This window comes from Sphingobium sp. YBL2, assembly GCF_000943805.1.
GTDB lineage: Bacteria > Pseudomonadota > Alphaproteobacteria > Sphingomonadales > Sphingomonadaceae > Sphingobium > Sphingobium fuliginis.
This window is the reverse complement of record NZ_CP010954.1, coordinates 3,491,178-3,508,573: the sequence shown is the minus strand read 5'-3', so window position 1 is coordinate 3,508,573 and position 17,396 is coordinate 3,491,178. Positions and strand designations below refer to the sequence as shown.

At 63.1% G+C, this 17,396-nt stretch carries 17 protein-coding genes and 1 tRNA gene; 7 read left to right on the top strand and 11 right to left on the bottom strand.

Translation table 11 applies throughout. The annotated features are described in order from the left end of the window. Window positions 1–438 precede the first annotated feature (438 nt). From TZ53_RS16200 to TZ53_RS16165, 8 genes are all read right to left on the bottom strand, one after another. A complete protein-coding gene (locus tag TZ53_RS16200; RefSeq protein WP_044661944.1) occupies window positions 439–1,053 on the bottom strand; it encodes a F0F1 ATP synthase subunit B family protein in 615 nt (204 codons plus the stop codon). Continuing rightward, complete coding sequence (locus TZ53_RS16195; protein WP_044661943.1) at window positions 1,046–1,540, bottom strand: F0F1 ATP synthase subunit B family protein; 495 nt, start codon at window positions 1,538–1,540, stop codon at window positions 1,046–1,048. Before TZ53_RS16195 ends, TZ53_RS16200 begins: the two co-directional genes overlap by 8 nt. 90 nt (window positions 1,541–1,630) lie before the next feature. Next, window positions 1,631–1,858, bottom strand: a complete 228-nt coding sequence (locus tag TZ53_RS16190; protein ID WP_004207392.1) for a F0F1 ATP synthase subunit C — start codon at window positions 1,856–1,858, stop codon at window positions 1,631–1,633. A 53-nt stretch (window positions 1,859–1,911) separates the two neighbouring features. Beyond that, on the bottom strand, window positions 1,912–2,697 hold the full coding sequence (locus tag TZ53_RS16185; RefSeq protein WP_025546508.1) for a F0F1 ATP synthase subunit A: 786 nt from the start codon (window positions 2,695–2,697) through the stop codon (window positions 1,912–1,914). A 48-nt stretch (window positions 2,698–2,745) separates the two neighbouring features. Further along, window positions 2,746–3,069, bottom strand: coding sequence for an AtpZ/AtpI family protein (locus tag TZ53_RS16180; RefSeq protein WP_025546506.1), 324 nt, complete (start codon window positions 3,067–3,069; stop codon window positions 2,746–2,748). A 192-nt stretch (window positions 3,070–3,261) separates the two neighbouring features. Then, window positions 3,262–3,663: a YdbL family protein gene (locus tag TZ53_RS16175; RefSeq protein WP_025546504.1), complete on the bottom strand. Its 402-nt coding sequence runs from the start codon at window positions 3,661–3,663 to the stop codon at window positions 3,262–3,264. Beyond that, window positions 3,660–3,848: a YnbE family lipoprotein gene (locus tag TZ53_RS16170; protein ID WP_044661942.1), complete on the bottom strand. Its 189-nt coding sequence runs from the start codon at window positions 3,846–3,848 to the stop codon at window positions 3,660–3,662. The genes TZ53_RS16175 and TZ53_RS16170 overlap by 4 nt, the downstream gene beginning before the upstream one ends. Beyond that, window positions 3,845–7,078, bottom strand: coding sequence for an intermembrane phospholipid transport protein YdbH family protein (locus tag TZ53_RS16165; RefSeq protein WP_044661941.1), 3,234 nt, complete (start codon window positions 7,076–7,078; stop codon window positions 3,845–3,847). The genes TZ53_RS16170 and TZ53_RS16165 overlap by 4 nt, the downstream gene beginning before the upstream one ends. 128 nt (window positions 7,079–7,206) lie before the next feature. Between TZ53_RS16165 and radC the strand changes: the two genes are divergently transcribed. Continuing rightward, window positions 7,207–7,902: a RadC family protein gene (gene radC / locus TZ53_RS16160; protein WP_044661940.1), complete on the top strand. Its 696-nt coding sequence runs from the start codon at window positions 7,207–7,209 to the stop codon at window positions 7,900–7,902. Window positions 7,903–7,978: 76 nt separating this feature from the next. Here radC and TZ53_RS16155 read toward each other — a convergent pair whose 3' ends face one another. Beyond that, window positions 7,979–9,328 (bottom strand): DEAD/DEAH box helicase, encoded by a 1,350-nt coding sequence (locus tag TZ53_RS16155; protein WP_044661939.1) that lies wholly within the window; start codon window positions 9,326–9,328, stop codon window positions 7,979–7,981. A 110-nt stretch (window positions 9,329–9,438) separates the two neighbouring features. Next, window positions 9,439–9,873: a hypothetical protein gene (locus TZ53_RS16150; RefSeq protein ID WP_044661938.1), complete on the bottom strand. Its 435-nt coding sequence runs from the start codon at window positions 9,871–9,873 to the stop codon at window positions 9,439–9,441. 78 nt (window positions 9,874–9,951) lie between these two features. On the opposite strand from TZ53_RS16150, the gene TZ53_RS16145 reads away from it, so the two are divergent. The 6 genes from TZ53_RS16145 (at window position 9,952) to TZ53_RS26205 (ending at window position 14,974) form a co-directional block, all read left to right on the top strand. Beyond that, window positions 9,952–11,391, top strand: a complete 1,440-nt coding sequence (locus tag TZ53_RS16145) for an FAD-binding oxidoreductase (RefSeq protein ID WP_044661937.1) — start codon at window positions 9,952–9,954, stop codon at window positions 11,389–11,391. A 140-nt stretch (window positions 11,392–11,531) separates the two neighbouring features. Then, window positions 11,532–12,329, top strand: coding sequence for a SapC family protein (locus tag TZ53_RS16140; protein ID WP_025546494.1), 798 nt, complete (start codon window positions 11,532–11,534; stop codon window positions 12,327–12,329). Window positions 12,330–12,611: 282 nt separating this feature from the next. Next, window positions 12,612–12,685 (top strand) — tRNA-Glu (locus TZ53_RS16135). A gap of 633 nt (window positions 12,686–13,318) precedes the next feature. Continuing rightward, a complete protein-coding gene (locus TZ53_RS16130; protein WP_130030048.1) occupies window positions 13,319–14,053 on the top strand; it encodes a hypothetical protein in 735 nt (244 codons plus the stop codon). Window positions 14,054–14,076: 23 nt separating this feature from the next. Continuing rightward, window positions 14,077–14,520 (top strand): hypothetical protein, encoded by a 444-nt coding sequence (locus TZ53_RS26870; protein ID WP_130030049.1) that lies wholly within the window; start codon window positions 14,077–14,079, stop codon window positions 14,518–14,520. A gap of 7 nt (window positions 14,521–14,527) precedes the next feature. Continuing rightward, window positions 14,528–14,974, top strand: a complete 447-nt coding sequence (locus tag TZ53_RS26205) for a RidA family protein (protein ID WP_044663103.1) — start codon at window positions 14,528–14,530, stop codon at window positions 14,972–14,974. Window positions 14,975–15,822: 848 nt separating this feature from the next. Here TZ53_RS26205 and TZ53_RS16115 read toward each other — a convergent pair. Then, on the bottom strand, window positions 15,823–17,232 hold the full coding sequence (locus tag TZ53_RS16115; protein WP_130030050.1) for a porin: 1,410 nt from the start codon (window positions 17,230–17,232) through the stop codon (window positions 15,823–15,825). Window positions 17,233–17,396 lie beyond the last annotated feature (164 nt).

The following is a 17,396-nucleotide window of genomic DNA, read 5'->3' as shown; positions in this document are numbered from 1 at the left end:
AGTGGCCGGCCTCGTCGCCGGCCATTGATCGACCCCGCGCCTGCCTTCCCCGAATGCAGATATGCGTTCCTGCGAAGGCGGAAACTCCGTTCCGCCCTCGTCTGCTAAGGATGGTCTGCCCGAAAACTCCAACGCAGAGCCGATTCCGATCCTGTCGTATCCGCTCGGCTTCCCCACCCTTTATTCGCCGCCTTTGACGAGCCAGCAGGTGATTCCACAGGCTTGAACGGCGCTCCAGAGCGCGCTGCGATAAATCGGGCGCTGGTCGCGCGCTCCAGGTTTCTGTAGTCCCATCCTTTTAAGCAGGAACCGGTCGCCATCCTTCGACAGGCTAGGACTGGCTTTTCTGCACGATGCTCTGAAACCGCTTCACCGCTCAAAGAAAAAGGCCAGCGCAAAATCGCACTGGCCTTTCTATTCAACCCTAGGCAGTGTCTGTCAGACGCTCGGGCCAAGCCCCCTGATCGCGTCATCGACCAAAAGCTTATCGGCCTGCGCATCATGGCCCTGAGCGATCAGCGCCGCCGCGGCGCCGGTCGCGGCGTTCACCGCCTTGGACCGGATGCCCGCGATCGCCGCACGCTCAGCCGCGCCGATCTTGTCCTCCGCCATCTTCTGACGACGCGCGACCAGCGCGACGGCATTGGCCCTGGCGTCCTCCAGCAGCGTTGCCGCTTCATGCTCGGCGGACTTGCGCATCGCCTCCGCCTCGCCGGCGGCAGCCGCCAGCTTGGCTTCATATTCGGCCTTGAGCGCTTCGGCTTCGGCGCGAAGCTTGGAGGCTTCCTCCAACTGCGCCTTGATCTGCGCGATCCGGCCATCCAGCGCGCCGCCGATCAGACCGGGCACCTTCTTGATCAACAGGATCAGGATGAACACCGCCATCGCCAGACTGACCCAGGCCGTGGCATCCATGCCGACGGCCTTCGGGTCGGTGTGCGGGGCCACGCCTTCGTGAGCGACGGTGCCGACCGGCTCCATCCCCTCCGAATGGATCGCCTCATTCAGGTGCGGGGCTTCCGTCTCGCTATGCTGTGCTGCTGCCTCAGCCATGGGCCAGTGCCGCCTTTACTGCGTTGCGGGCTGCATCTTCCGACGCGTTCACGCCGGAAATGCGAGCCACCATGTCGCGCGCTGCATCAGCGGCAACGGTTTCAATCTCTGCCATGGCTGCGTCGGTGGCAGCCTTGATACGGGCTTCGGCCGCATTGATCCGGCCTGCAATGTCCGCATCGGCGGCGGCCAGCTTGGCTTCCGAAGCCTTGGCTGCCTCCACCTTCGCCTTGGCCAGGCTTGCCTGGACGGCAGCACGGCTTTCGGCGTCGCGGGCGCGATAGTCGGCCTCCGCCTCATCGGCGCGGGCGAAAGCCGCCTTGGCGGCATCCAGATCGCCGGTGATCTTCGCGTCGCGCGCATCGGCCGTCGCCTGAACCTTTGGCACCATGCCGAGGCCGATGACGAAGAAAACGAAACCGAATGTCAGCAGCAGCCAGAAGATCTGCGATGAATAGGTTTCGGCAATTTGCGCGATTTGAGGCATTTTTTTCGGGTCCGTCCGATCAGGGCGCGGTCAATCAGAGGACGGGCATGGCGGCCGACCGGCCACCCCTGCCCGCCCCAAAGCGGCTGTTCAGGCCACGAACACCAGGATCATGGCGATAACGAACGCCAGCAGACCCAGAAGTTCCGCGGCGGCGAAGCCGATGAACAGGCGGCCCTGCTGGCCGTCGGCAGCGCCGGGGTTGCGCAGCGCGCCTTCGAGGAACGAGCTGAAGACGTTGCCCACACCGAGGGCGGCGATGCCCGCACCGATGGCGGCCAGGCCAGCACCGAGCAGCTTTGCGGCTTCTGCGTCCATGTTATAAACTCCTTTTCTAAACTCTATTCGAACGTTGAGGTAATGGCGGAAAATCAGTGCAGGTTCTCGGCATCGTTGATGTAGACCGAGGTCAGCAGCGCGAACACATAGGCCTGGATCACCGCCACCAGCACTTCCAGGGCGCTGATGCCGATCATCAGGATGAAGCTGGCGGCGCCGACGGTCAGGCCAAGCGCAGGGCTGGCATTGGCGCTGTTGATGACGAAACCTGCGAGCACCTTCAAAAGCACGTGCCCGGCGGTCATCGCGACGAACAGTCGCAGGCCAAGGCTGAACGGACGCACCATGAAGGAAACGAGTTCGATGAAGAAGAGCGGCACCACCATCAGCGCCGGGGTGCCGTGCGGCACGAACAGCGAGAAGAAGTGCAGGCCATGCTTGTAGAAGCCCACAGCCAGCACGATCGAGAAGCTCATGATCGCGAGCACGCCGGTCGCGGTGAAATGGCTGGTGAAGGTGAAGGGATGCAGGCCGACCAGACCCAGCGGCAGCAGGCCCAGCAGGTTCGCCAGCAGGATGAACATGAACAGCGAGAAGACGTAAGGAATGTACTTCTTGCCGCCCTCGCCCACATTGGCGATCAGCAGGCTCTTGATGAAGCCGGTCATATATTCGACCGCCATCTGCCAGCGGCCGGGAACCAGTTCGCGCTTCATGCCGCCGACGACGAAGATCCAAAGCACCACGGCGGCCGCCACCATATAGAGCGCGCTGTTGGTGAAAGCGATGTTGAAGCCGCCGATCGACAGATGATCCGTACCGAACAGCGGTTCGATCGCAAACTGGTGCATCGGATCGATTTTGCCGGATTCTGCCACGCTGGACCCCTGTAACGTCTTTGCCTTCGGACTAAGATAAAAGCGTCCCTATCGGTCGGGACGCTTCGTCGTCGTCAATCTGATGATGTTCCTGAACGCCGCCACGATCCCGAGACCGAGGAATGCCAACAGGAGCCATGGGGATGTCCGCAGAAAGTAGTCCAGAGTCCCACCAACCACGGCACCGCCAGCAAGACCGCCGATCAGCTCCGCGAGAACCCTGTTGCCGAGACGCGACCCATCGTCCGCCTGCTGCACCTGTGTCCCCTGTCTGACCTTTTCGGCATGTTCGGCCTGCGCGATCCGCTCCTCCAAAGAAGCGATGCGCGCATCTTCCCCCGCCGGGTCCTGCCCCGGTGCATCCGCCGCCATCCAGCCATCCTTTCCGTCAAGGCTTTAAAAGCCAACGTCAGGCGGCATGGCGCTTGCGGCTGCACCCGTCAAGGCGCGGCCCGTTTAGAAAGGGCTTTCAGGAGTGTCAACCGTCGTTGGGCCAGAGAATTTCCTGTCCGAACGAAGCTGGGTCCAAAGTCCACTAGCCCGGCAAGTCCGGCCTGAGGTAAATCACCCCGCCGTGGCGCAATAGCCCGGCAGCGCGATGGGGCCCGCGCCCTTGGTCTGCCACGCGCCCGCGCCGATCCGATAGACCTGCCCGGGCTTCACCCTGCTGCTGAGCGTCTGGCATCCGGTCGCCGCCGCCACATCCTGCACGGTCACGCCGCGCTTGCCGGCAAGGTCGGTATAGGCGGCCCTGCGCTTGATGTTGATCGATTCGACTTCCTGCCGCACCGCGTCGCTCACCGAACCGGCAATGCCGAGATAGCCGTCGGCCTGCTCGCCCACCGCCCCCGCGCTCATGGCGGCGGCGACCGCGCCCGACTGCGCCCGCGCCGGAGAAGTCATGGCCAGGCCGGTCGCCAGCACGACCGCGGCAGAGGCGGCAATCATCAAAAATTTGCGTGTCATTGCGGGAACAACTCCGGGTTATTCTGGATCAAATCTTGCGCATCGCGCTGCAGGCGAACAACGACCTCCTGCTGCACCTTCACGTTGAGGTTGATCTCTATCGGCTTGTCGGGCGCCTTCACCTGGATGCAGCCCCCCAAGGCCAGACCGGCGAAGCCCGCCACGATGATCGTTCGCTTCTTCATTTCTGCTCCCCATTTCGCATAGTTTCGCTTTCGGCAGGCTGAACTGCAACCCCCTCCTGGCCGATCGTGGCCCGCATCTTCTCCTGCATCTGGTCGCCTATGCTGTTTTGTATGAGCGTTGACGGATCGATGAAGGACTGCGCGGTTCCCAGAAGGCCCCGGAAGGGAGCGGCGATCCGCACGTTGAAGATGAAGGGCAGGCCCGTGAAATTCCGCGCCAGACCCGCCGGCGCCCCACCGATCTGCCCGCGATTGACGCCGTTGAAGACGACGTTCGTCACCATCTCTCCATCCAGCGCGCCGTCCATCAATATGGTGAGGCATTTATACTGGAGATTCTTGAGCGCATCGAAGGCCAGCCGCCCCATCGCGCCCAACTGCTCGTTCGACACCGGCCCCACATAGGAAAGGGTCCCCGACTGGCGCGTCGGATCGCAGGGGATGGTGGGCAGCACGCCTTCGGGCATCATCAGCGGCGGCATGCCTTGCTGCCGCGCGGTCAGCACGCCCCCCGCCACGCGCCCGCCCTGCGCGTTGAAGATCAGAGGCATGATGCCGTCGAACGTACCCGTGGCGGAAATATTCTTGAGGTCCATCGCCTGGATGAAGGCGCCCGCATCCAGACCGATGACGCGGAAGGTCAAATAACGGTCCACATCTGCGCTGAAATCCATCGTCGTCGGCAGCAGGACCAGCTCCCCGCCGGAAAAGGGCCAGCCGCCCCCTTCGATCCGCACCTTCTGCCCCGCCTCCAGCCGATAGCGCACAAGGCCGTCGCGAACCTCTACACCCGGATTGACCGACCTGATTCGCACTTCCTGCCCCGGCGCGCTGACGAGACCGAGCAGATCGGTGAAACGCAGTTCGCCGGACAACCCCTCCACCGGGCCGAAAGCCGCCGCCAGGCTGGCATTGTCGGTCCCGAACAGGCCATCGCTGGTCACATGCGTCCCGTTCCAGCGGATATGCCCTTCCCCGCTGACCTGCGCCGTCACATTGGCCACCACGCCAAGGGCGAGGCGGGTCACATCCTCCGGCTGGAGACCAGGACCAAAGGACAGTGCCGGAACCGCCAGATCCGCCTTGCCTCGCCCACTGCTCAGATCATGCGCGATGACTGCCCGGGCTACCAGCGCATCATTGCGCGGCGTCCGCAACGATCCCGTCGCTGCAATCTTCGAATCCTTCAACGTCAGCGCGAAGTCGGGAACATTCAGCGGTTCGAACCGGCCCGGCGCCTGCGCATCGCGCACCGTCATCCCGGCCGCCAGCTTCAGCGCGCCCCCGGCGAAGCTCCAGTCGCCCGCGCCATTTTCGACGATCAGCGGCACGGACCCGATCCGGCCGCCTGCCCCCGTCAACCGGCCGCCCAAGCCCTGGGCCGTGGCGTTGCCGGTCAGCGTCGCCGCGCTCAACCGAACAGGCGAATCCTGCGGACCGATCGCCAGATCGGCATTGGCAAGTGCAAAACCCTGCTGTCCCAGAGCGAAACGAGCGCTATCAGCGGAAAGGCGCATTGGGCTGTCGCCGCTTTTGCCCGCCAATGCGAGTTTGCGGATTTCAGCGCCGCCACTCACACCGCCCGGCCCGACGGCAAGCAGCGCCTGCCCGACGGGGCACAACGTCTGCCGGGTCCGCCCCAGCGAAAAATTGCCATAGCGCGCCTCGATCAGCGAGATGGGCACGCAATGCGGGTTGATCGCCAATAGACCCTTGGCGTTCATTTGCCCTTCAACGGGCGCCACCAGCCCGCGCAGCCTTCCACCGGGAAGCGGCCCGTCGAGCCGCACCTGCGTCGAGAAGCGCGTATCGCCCTTCGGCCCCGCAACGAATCGCACCGGCTCCAGGCTTAACCTGGCATCGCCCGCCGCATAGGGCTCAAGGAACAATTGTCCGCCAAAGCCGCCGCCCGGCCTCCGCCCCAAACGCAGCGCCGCCCTCGGCAATCCGCCGCCCTCCGTCGTGATCGCTCCGTCGAGCGCCCAGTCGATCGCCTGCCCGGCCCTGCCAGGCCAGCCGATGGTCACGCGACCTTCCCCGGCTATGGCGATCCGCGCACCGCTGCGCGCCGAAAAGCGGGTGTCGGTCAAGGCTAGGCTGCCCGCCTTCCCTTGCTGAGCGAAGGCCAGGGTGGTTTGCAGGACATTGTCCGCGCCGGCGCGGCGCGTGGCATCGGCCAGGCGCGCGACCAGCGGCCCAACGGGCGTCCCGACCGTAGATTCGCGCGCAGCCGCCAGGGGATCGCGGCCGGCGAACCGCAACTGCCGAACGGACAGCCGCCCCTCAAGACCCATATCGCCCTTGCCGACATGCCAGGCGCCCTGAAAGTCGGCGGGTCCGGCCAATGCGGCGCCGGCCGACAGAGCCGTCGCCCCGATTCGCGCTCGCCCGGCGGTTTTGGCAGCCGTTCCGTCGAAATCGATCCGGCCTGAGGGGCGCGCCAGAACCATGCCGCCGGACTTGAGCGCTTCCCCCGTCAGGTCGACGCGGCCGGTCCAGCGATCCAACGCCTTGCCGAGCCAGACATCCACATCCGCAGCCGGTTTCGCCACGGCGATGCCGGCATCGCGACAGGCCAGCGCTGCGCCGCGCAACGGGCCGGAGAGATGTGGGCGTCCGTCCTGCATGGCAACATCCAGCATCGCCCGCAGGTCGGCCAGCCCGCATCCCTCGACGCCTCCATTCGGCATCGCCGCCGCCAGCCTGCCCCGGAAGCCCGATCGCAGATTCCCCTTCCCCTCTATCTGCATGCCGATCGGGCCGGCATCGGTATCCAGCCGCAGTCGCGCATCGCTGAGCGCCAGCAGAATGTCCGGCAGGCTGAAGGGCGCCGTGGATTTCGGGTCCCGGAATTTGTCGACCTCTCCCAGCTTCAGCACGCCATTGTGCAACGACCCCCGCATCCTGACGCCACCTGCCCGCACCGCCGCCACTTGCGGGGTCAGCCCTGTGAAAGCGATGTCGACCTCCACCCAGCGCGCCGTCAAATCGGGACGAGCGGGATCGCCCAGCACGATATTCTCGATCCGCTGGGTGCGAAGGCCTATGTCCGTCAGATCATAGCTGCCCTGCACGCCACGCCGGTTGAGTTCGCGGCTGATGAAATTTTCTGCGATGGGCGCGCGCTGCGTCCACAGCGCGGCAAGGATCAGCGCCAGCGACCCCGTGCCCACTCCAAGCCAGCGGAGCCAGCCGCGGCGAATCTCCTTTTCGCCGTCTTCATCTTCCATGCTTCTGGTCAAACCCGCGTGCTCAAGTCCGTAACGCCTGCATAACGTCCGATCACTCCTAAATATCCTTGCCCGATAAATCCGCAATGAATAGCGTCCCCCTTCGCATGCGGGGGACAGGTAAGACTTTGCCGGATCAGGATTTGAAGGCTGCGCACGACGGCGTCGGGCATCGCGCCCGGCTGCGCCGAAAACTGGCGGAGAGCGGCGGCGAAGCGTTGCATGATCATGAACTGATCGAATATCTGCTGGCACTGGCCATACCCCGTCGCGACACGAAACCACTGGCAAAGGCGCTGCTGCGCGAATTCGATGGCATCGGTGGGCTGATGGCGGCTGACTGGCAGGCGATTGCCCGCGTTCCCGGCATGGGCGACACCAGCATCGCCGCGATCAAGATCGTTCAGGCGACGATGCTGCGGATGCTACGCAACGGAGTGGCGGAAAAGCCGGTGCTGGCAAGCTGGCAGGCGCTGCTCGACTATCTGCGCGCCGACATGGCCTTTCTGACGGTGGAGCGGGTGCGGGTGTTGCACCTCAACAGCCGGAACATGCTGATCCGCGACGAGCATATGGGCGACGGTTCGATCGACCAGGCGGCGATTTATACCCGGGAGGTTATTCGACGGGCGATCGACCTTGGCTCGGCAGCGTTGATCCTTGTCCACAATCATCCCAGCGGATCGCCGGAACCCAGCCGTCAGGATATAGAAATCACCCGGCAGATCGCGGAAGCGGGCAAGCGGCTCAACATCGCGGTGCATGACCATATCATCATAGGGACACAGGGGCACAGCAGCCTGCGTGCGAAAGGGCTGATCTAGGGACCGTGCGTCGAAGCGGCCGGGAGGGATGTCTTAGGAGGGCCGAAAACAGGCCACGCCTGGCCTGCAACGGCAACTAAGCGCCAAACCCCACCGAAAGAAACTCCGGAACCGGTCCGTTCCAGCCTTCGTCCGGACCATCGTCCACCGGTTCTGGCCGCCGCGGTCGGGCGCCATTGCCCTCCGGCCGCGCAGCACGCGGTTCTTCACGGCGGCGGTCGTCGCGGCGCTTGTCGGACTTGCGGTCGTCTTTCCGATCCCGGCCCGAACGGCGCGGTTCCTCCTTCGCCTTTTCGGCGGGAGCAGCAGCGACCGGTGCGTCGATGGTCTCGATCTTCTGCTTGATCAGCTTCTGGATATTGTCGATCGCCTCGGCATCGTCCGACGTCACGAAGGTATAGGCTACGCCCTTCGCCCCTGCGCGGCCCGTGCGGCCGATGCGATGGACATAATCGTCGGGATGCCAAGGCGCGTCGAAATTGAACACATGGCTCACGCCCTTGATGTCCAGCCCGCGCGCCGCAACGTCGGACGCCACCAATATGTTCACCGTCCCCGCCCGGAACCGCTCCAGTTCCGCGATGCGCGCCGACTGGTCGATGTCGCCGTGAATCTCGCCCGATTTGAAGCCATGGCGCTGAAGGCTCTTGTTGAGTTCACGCACCGTGGTCTTGCGGTTGCAGAAGATCACCGCGCTCTGCACGTCCTCGGCATCCAGCATCGCGCGCAGGGCCTCCCGCTTCTTGCGCGAATCGACCTTCACCAGACGCTGGGTGATGTTGGTCGAGGCCGTGGCGGGCCGCGCCACCTCGATCGACTTGGGATTGCTGAGGAACCGGTCGGCCAGCTTCTTGATCACCGGCGGCATGGTCGCGGAGAACAGCAGCGTCTGCCGCTGGGCGGGCAGCTTTGTGCAAATCTCCTCGATGTCCGGGATGAAGCCCATGTCGAGCATCCGGTCGGCTTCGTCGATCACCAGCATGCTGCAGCCGTTGAGCAGTATCTTGCCCCGCTGGAACAGGTCCATCAGCCGCCCCGGCGTCGCGATCAGCACGTCGACGCCTTTTTCCAGGGCTTTGAGCTGATCGCCCATCTGCACGCCGCCGATCAGCAGCGCCATGTTGAGCTTGTGATACTTCCCGTATTTCTCGAAATTCTCGGCCACCTGGGCAGCGAGTTCACGCGTCGGCTCCAGGATCAGCGATCGCGGCATCAGCGCGCGGGCGCGGCCATGGGCGAGGATGTCGATCATCGGCAGCACGAAGCTGGCGGTCTTGCCCGTTCCCGTCTGCGCGATGCCGATGATGTCCTTCATCATCAGCACGGGCGGGATCGCCTGTGCCTGAATCGGCGTGGGCGTGTCATATCCGGCCTCGGTAACGGCCTTCAATAATTCGTCGGAAAGGCCGAGATCGGCAAAAGTCATTCAGATGTCCGGGACAGGAGGCTCTCCACCGCACGAAAACGCGCAGGGAAATCGGGCGCGCCTTGCGGAAATATCGGCCTCTTGTCAAGAAAATCGCGAAGATGATGCGGTCAATCGTCCGGTTCGGCCTGCTCCAGCCGGCGGAAACCCTCGATCGCGCAACTGGCCCCGCTCCGCGCCTGCAATTCGTCGCGCCCGGAACAGAGCGAGCCGTCCTCATCGGGCTCGACATAGAATCCGGAATAGAAACCCATGCTGTTGCACCCGCGCTCCAGCCTTGCGCGATAGCGGTGATTATCAGCCAGCAGCAGATCTATGGCATTGTCCATCACTATGCTTGCCGACCGAATCGATCGCAGCGCGATGCAGCGCGGCCCCTTCTTCTCCTTCCAGTCATTCCGCGCCTCCGGCGTGGGACGCGCGGGCGCACGCCCCTTCCTTGCCATCGGCACGCGGATGATGACACGCTGCTCGATCGTCAGTTGCGCCCATTGCACGGGCTCGGCGGCTGACGCGGACAACAGCAGCAGGACGGAATGAAACAAGTCGAACCCCTTTTGGGACGCGGACGCTATGGGCCAAAGGTTGAACCGTCGATGAATTCCAAGGCATAGGACAGTCCCATGATAGGACAAGATGTTATCGCCCGATTCACGGCCCTGCTGGGGGAAAAGCGCGTCGTGACCGATGCGGACGACATCGCCCCGTGGGTCAGCGACTGGCGCGGACGCTATCACGGCGCTGCCGCCGCCATTCTTCAGCCGGAATCGACCGGCCAGGTCGCCGCCGCGGTCCGCCTTGCCGCCGATCTTGGCGTGCCGCTGGTGCCGCAGGGTGGCAACACTTCCATGGTGGGCGGCGCCACGCCCCCGGCGGACGGTTCTGCGCTGATCCTGTCGCTCCGCCGGATGAACCATATCCGCAACCTGTCTCCGCACGACAATCTTGCCGTCTGCGAAGCGGGGGTCATCCTCTCCAACCTCCACGATGCCGCCGCCGCCGTTGGCCGCCGCTTTCCACTGAGCCTTGGGGCCAAGGGTTCGGCCACCATCGGCGGGCTCATCTCCACCAATGCCGGCGGAACCCAGGTGCTGCGCCACGGCACGATGCGGGCGCTGGTCGAGGGGATTGAGGCTGTCCTGCCGGACGGCGGCATCTTCCATGGCCTGGATGCCCTCAAGAAGGACAATCGCGGCTATGACATCAAGCAATTGCTGATCGGCGCCGAAGGGACTTTGGGAATCGTCACCGCCGCCGCGCTGCGCCTGGTGCCCGCCATTGCGGCTCGCGCCGTCGGCTGGATCGGCGTCTCCTCACCTGCCGATGCGCTGGCCCTGCTCCGGCTTTGCGAAGCCCATCTGGGCGACAGTGTCGAAGGGTTCGAAGTGATCGCGGACGACGGCCTGGGCCATGTCCTGTCGCATGTTCCCGGCACCCGCTGCCCGATTGCAACGCGCACGCCCTGGCATGTGCTGGTAGAGGTCGACCATGGCGACCCACGCGATCCGACGCCCGCCGACCGGCTGGAGAGCGCGCTGGCCGATGCGTTGGAACAGGGCCTCGCCGTCGACGCCGCCATCGCCGCCAATGAAACGCAGGCGGAAGCCTTCTGGCGCATCCGCGAATCGCTCTCCGAATCCGAACGGGCGCAGGGACCGGCGCTGCAATATGACATCAGCGTGCCGGTTGCGCGGATGCCCGCCTTCATGATCGAAGCCGCGGCAGCGGCGGAAAGGGCCTTTCCCGGCACCACCGCCTCCTCCTTCGGTCATCTGGGGGACGGCAACGTCCATTTCCATGTCCGCGCGCCCAGGGGCACGACCGACGGTCCGGCATGGATCGCGGCGGAGGGTCAGGCGATCAACAGCTTCGTCCATGATGCGGTGGTCGCGGCGGGCGGCTCCATCTCCGCCGAACATGGCATCGGCCAGATGAAGCGCGCCGAACTCGGCCGCCTCTCCAGCCCCGCGCGCCTCCACGCCCTGCGCGCGGTCAAGGCCGCATTCGATCCGCAGGGCATCATGAATCCGGACAAGCTGATCCCCCGTCCGGAGGAAGGCTGAAGCCAGCCCCGGCGGCAGCACTGGGCATCGACAAAGCGATTGCCTCCCGCGTCCAAGGGCTTTATCCCCCTCGGCCCAGTATCAGGCTAGCGGCGCAAGGGAAAATGCGCCGCTTTTTGTTGGAAATGGACTAGCACATCATGGCAAGCGCGCCCGCGAACGGCCTTCCCGTCTTCTACAACGATCTCATTCCGCTGAGCAGCGTCGATCACGCCGCCTGGCGGAGCCGCACCGTCGATTCGGCGCCGTTCCTGACGACCCAGCACGCCATTCCGCTGACCGTGGACGAATTCGTCGCCGCCCAGCGCTTCGTGCCGATCATCTTCTCCGCCGGGGACGAGCCCGTTCCTCTGGCGCTGATGGGCCTCAACGAAGGCGTCAACACCTTCCTCGACGATGATGGCAAGCTGCGTGGCCCGGCCTATGTCCCCGCCTATGTCCGCCGCTATCCCTGGATGCTGGCGAAGTTGCGCCCCGACAGCGACGAACTCTCACTCTGCTTCGATCCGACCAGCGACGCGCTCGGTACGTTCGAGGAGGGCCAGCCGCTGTTCGAAGACGGCAAGCCCAGCGAACTGACGCAGGGCGTGCTCAAATTCTGCGAGGATTTCGAACAGGCAGCGGCGCGTACCGGCCAGTTCATGAAGGATCTGAAGGATCTCGACCTGCTGATGGACGGCGAAGTCGCCATCCAGGTGCCCGGCAATGACCAACCCTTCGTCTATCGCGGCTTCCGCATGGTGAACGAGGAAAAGCTGCGCGACATGCGCGGCGACCAGCTTCGCAAGATCAGCCAGAACGGCATGCTGCCGCTCATTTACGCGCATCTCTTCTCGCTGCAGCTCATGCGGGAACTGTTCGAGGCGCAGGTTTCGCAGGGCAAGGGCCCGATCGCCGTCCCGGCAGCGCCCCAGACAGCGGATGCCCAACCAAATTAAGCATTCATGACAGATATTTAAGGAAAAAGGTTGCGCGGTGCCACTTGAAACTCCGCGCGGCTTTCTCTATTTACTGAACATACGGCGCACCTGCCCCCCTTTCGGGTGTGTCGTATGGGCGCCTCCCCCTTTGGAGGCGTCTCCTCCCTGAACCTTGGCCACCCCATGCGAATCGCATGGGGTGGTTTTTTATTGGCTGAAGGAAATGGCGCGGGTTTCCCTTGACGACGCCGACGCGCCCTCCTAAAGGCGGCTCCCTACTCGCCGCCCAGCGCGGCCTGTGGCCCCTTCGTCTAGCGGTCAGGACGCGGCCCTCTCACGGCTGAAACACGGGTTCGATTCCCGTAGGGTCACCAATCTCCTGAAAAGCACAAAGCCCGTGCTGGCTGCTTTACTCCCGCTAATACAGCAAAGCGAAGAAGCGCTGTCATGTCCTGCCGTGGAAGCACCAGAAGCCGGCACTTACCATTGGCATCGATAGCTTCCCAAGCTCCGCTGAGCCTTTGAGGAGGAAGCTCTCATCCAGCAAGCTCTCAGATCAAAGATCCTTCGAAGTTTGCGGCTTTTCGATGTTGGACAACAGCAGACGGTCCCAACGGCAATTTGGCGTGCATTGGGCGGAAGTCAGCAGATAAGACCTACGCGCGCGCTGTAATATGGGACCAGCGATCCAGCTTTTTATCGATTGCCATCAAAATTTTGCAATCGTTTGTTATAGTAAGAATGCGGATGATGCCTGAGGCACTCGAGGGCCAATCAGTCCGGCAATGAGTGGGATCCAAAGCGGAACATCCCCTGCTTGATCGCCGGAAACCTCATTGCAGGCGCCTGCACCGGATCAAAAATCGGCTTTCGTTGACAACGCAATGGCGATATGCAATCGTTTGTAGTGAACATATTCCAACCCGTCAGGACACCGATCGCTCATACTGCAATCCAATAGCTTCCGAGCTTTCACCTCCCATCCTTTCACCCCCTAAGGAGTTGTAATGCAACCGAACAATGAGAATCACGCCGTAGGAGAGGACTCAGCGCTGCACACTCGGCACAACATCGCCTTGTATCACCGCGACCATATGCGGTTCAACGCGACGCTGCTGCTCGAGATCGCGGCCGACATCAGCCGTGAGGCGAACAGGCTGAAGGTCTTCGGGGACTATTGGCAGCGGGAGCCGGAGCCGCTGGCAACTGCTCCCTTCGACACCTCCCACCCGCGCAGCACCGCATGCGGTTGTGGCGATCTGAGCCCTCTGAGCGCCGTCGCCGGCGCGGGCATCCTCTTCATGGAAGGGCTGGGCGAGCCGGAAGAGATCCGGGTGCTGAAGGAAAAGCTGAGGTACCGGGGCGAGCAATTCGTCGATAAGGGGCAGTGGCTCGTAGACATCATGGCAGTGATCTGGAAGCAGGATCTGGAACTGCTGGATCCCGCCACCGTCGCTGCATGGCCCTGGATTTCCGTGATCTCCAACACCTGGCGCGGCGCGAAGCAGAGATTGACGGCAGGCAAGCTGCTCCTGACGGCACGCGACTATCTGGAGAAGGTCGACTTCGCGCCGGCTGCGCTCCGCAAGAATCGTGCGGCTTCAGGAAAGCTGCTCCTGTCTGCGGCATGGGCGATGGACGCGGCCGCCACTCTCTTCTGCGAGAACACTTCCAGCCTCACCTATGACGATCCGGAGATGATCAGATATCTGACCTTCTTCGAGAACGCCACGTCCCGCTGATCCCCGCATTTACGGAGTACCCAATGTCAACGACAATCGACCTGAGGATGTATTCAAGGCAGCTTCTACAGGCTACGCAGCAGCTCGACACCCTGATCGAGCAGGTGGCGGCCACTGACCTGACCACCGATGAGATCAATGCGGTCGCAACCCATTCGCGGGCGCTTGTGGACGCGTTGAGCGCCACGCGTTCGGGCTTGCAGTCTGCCGGCAAGGACGGACTGGAAGCCGGTCTGGATCCCGCCAATGTCCGGCGTGCGATGGCCGCTTCGATCGCTGAACTTCCGCTGGAACCTGCGCTCTACGCGCTGGAAGCGGTAACGCCGCTTGTCGAGAAGGCCAAGGCGCAGCAATCCAGCCATGGGGTACTTTCGGTGCCGCTGTGCCTGGCATATCGCCACTGCATCGAAGCGCTCCGGCCGTTGGCCGCGGCAGTCGACCCGCAAGATCTTGTTGGAGCTCGTTGAGGAAATCATGACCGACCGTAATTTCAACAAGACGAACGTCAATCATAACAAGGGCTGGGCACGCGACTTGTTCAGCGACGTTTCCATCGTCGAGGCCCCGGCAGGCGCGAAGTACCTGTTCCTGTCAGGTGTGTCGGCCGAGGATCCGGAAGCCACCGATCTTCATTCGGTGACTATCCTGGGCGATGGCGATTTCCGCAAGCAGACCCAGATCGCATTTCGGAAGATCAAGACCGTGCTGGCGGCACATGGCGCCACCTTGGCCGATGTCGTGCGGATGACGGCGTATGTCACCGACCGCGCGAACATTTGGACCTATTTCGAGGTTCAGGGCGAAGAACTGGACGGTGCTCCCCGCCCGCCACATACCTTCCTTGAAATCTCCTCCTTGGCAGTCCCTGAGATGCTGGTGGAGATCGAAGTGACGGCGATGATCGGCCTTAATCCGAGTTGATTGCCGCTTGACAGAGCGGTGGCCGTATTTGGTCTTATATTCGCGAAATCCCCGGCCGTTTATAGCAAAGCGGCCGGGCTTCGTGAGAATGATGGGCGCCGATAGCCGTAAGCGATCTGTCCGCCATCCAGGCCGATGGAACGGATTTCAGGTTGTAAGTCGGCGAGCTTGGATTCGGCTTGGGTACCACCCTTTCCTGAGTTCTGCGCCGCTGACGATGCCGAAAGCCCGAGAGCGGTGCCAATCAGGCTTTTCCTCGCAGATACTCTCCATCAGGCGTGACCAGCTTTATGTGGCGACGCCCGACCCCGCATCTTCCCATCGCAAAAATCCGGTGAAGGGATGGAGAATATGGGGAGGCGACTTCCTCTCAGCATCCCTCAACTCCGCCCTGCGTTGCGGACGCCCCATGGGGCAGCTTTTTCAACGCTGCGCGTGCGCGGCTCAGGCGGTCAGTCTTGAACCGTCAACGCTGAACCACCATTGCAGAACGGGAGCGCCCCGTCGCAACGCGGCACCTCTCTTCCAGATCGACAGTTCATCCTTTCGCCGCTATTTTGAGGGGTTATGGGCATTCTTCACGGACGCCGCCATTCCTGTCGAGAAAGCAATCGCCCCGCAGTCGACCATTTCGGGCCAGTCAGCCGCTGGTGCCACATAGCTGAAAATCGGACATGGGATGGACTTCCCCTCCTACGGTTCGGGCGTGGACTTGCTCAACCGGAACAGGGCGCTGGCGTCGCTTTAATGGTGAGATGGTCAGATAGAGCGCTGCAAGATACGGCATCCGTCGCCCACCTGCCTCCAATCGCGAAGGAAGAGCGTTTAAGAGCACCCTCCCCCATGCCTCAGTAATTCCATTGCACCTGTGTACGGATAAGATTGCCTTCCGCACGACCTGTACGGCGTTCGTCGGCTTCGGCGCGCTTCATTCGGGCGAAGGCAAGGGTGAATTCCAGCGCTTTCCACGGCTGCCATTCGACGCCCAGTTCCAATTCGTCGGTTTCCAGACGCGGCGCATTCGTGCCCGCCTTCCACCCGCCGCGATAATATTGCCAGCGGCCATAGGGCATCAGCGTACCGATCGAGTCCGTGGGCATGCGGTACATCATCTGGACATAACCGCCGTTCAGCTTCCTGGTCAGGATGGATTGGCTGGCGCGATCATATTCCGGCCCCTTGCCCCAATTCCATTCTGCCTGGATACCGAAGGGCTGCGGGTAGAGCATGGCGTGGATGCCGAGGCGATCGTCATCATAGGCCACGGAACTGACCGAGCCGCTGCGCAGTTCGGGCTGCACGTCATTCATCATTGCAGAGCCGCCGATTTCGAACACCTGCCCGGCCAAAGCTTCGCCCAGGCCATCCAGTTCGAAAGGCCAGGTAGCGAAGGCGACCTTCATCAGACCCCGATTCTGTTCCGTCCTGTTGGTGCCCTGCCCGTTAAAGGCGCCTATGCCGAATGCGCCGTAATTGCCGAACAGCTTCTGGCCGTCATGCGACAGCCGATCCCAGATCTTCTGCACCGAAGGTGGGGTATAATAGCCGACAATGCCAAGGTCTCGTTCGCTGGGTACCGCGCTGTTAATTGCATCGCTGCGATCGAGCGTCAGACGGTTGGACGAGGATTGCATATTTTCCCAGCCAAAAGGCACCTTCGACTGGCCGAAACGCAGCCGGAAACTCTTCCCCTTGTCAAGGAAGACGTCGGCATAGGCGTCCCGCAATTGAGCGAAGCCCTCCCGCCGCTCGCTCCCCGCCTGGTTGTTCACCGCGGTGGCGAAATCGGATTGAAGATAGAGCGACACGCGATCGGAAATGTCGCCCTGGAGCACCAGCCGCGCACGACGCAGCGAAAAGCTGCCCCGGTCCGAGATCGAACTGTCATGGACCGATCGAAGGCGGGAAACGCCGGCAGGCGCGCTATCGTCGCCCGACAGGAAGGCATTGTAGCGCATCTGGGTATAGCCCCGAAATGAGAGCCGTTCGTACCACGCCTTCGACCTGGCTTCCGGGGCCGATGCGGGCGCGGCGGCCGGCGGCTGCACGGGTGCACTGGCCAGGGCGGCAGATGGCGTAGCGGCAGAGACAGGAACGGCCGCAGCGGGCTCCGCGGCGGCGGGCGCGGACCTGCTGGCGGCGAGCGCGGATGTCAGCGCCTGCACCTGCGCCTTCAGTTCATCGATCTGGCGTTGCAGTTCCGCATTGCTCTGGGCGTGCGCCACCTCCGGCATCAGCGCCAGCAGGCTTACCATCATAACCCTGCTTTTGAACATCTTCACCGGCACCGACTGACTCCCCCTGTGTCCACTGGGTGCGGCGGCTATGGCATTTCAGCGACAATGGGATGACAGTAATATTTCATTTTGATGACAGGTGGCCGCACCATTGCCGCGCAGGTCCAGGCAGGCCCCGCTTCTCG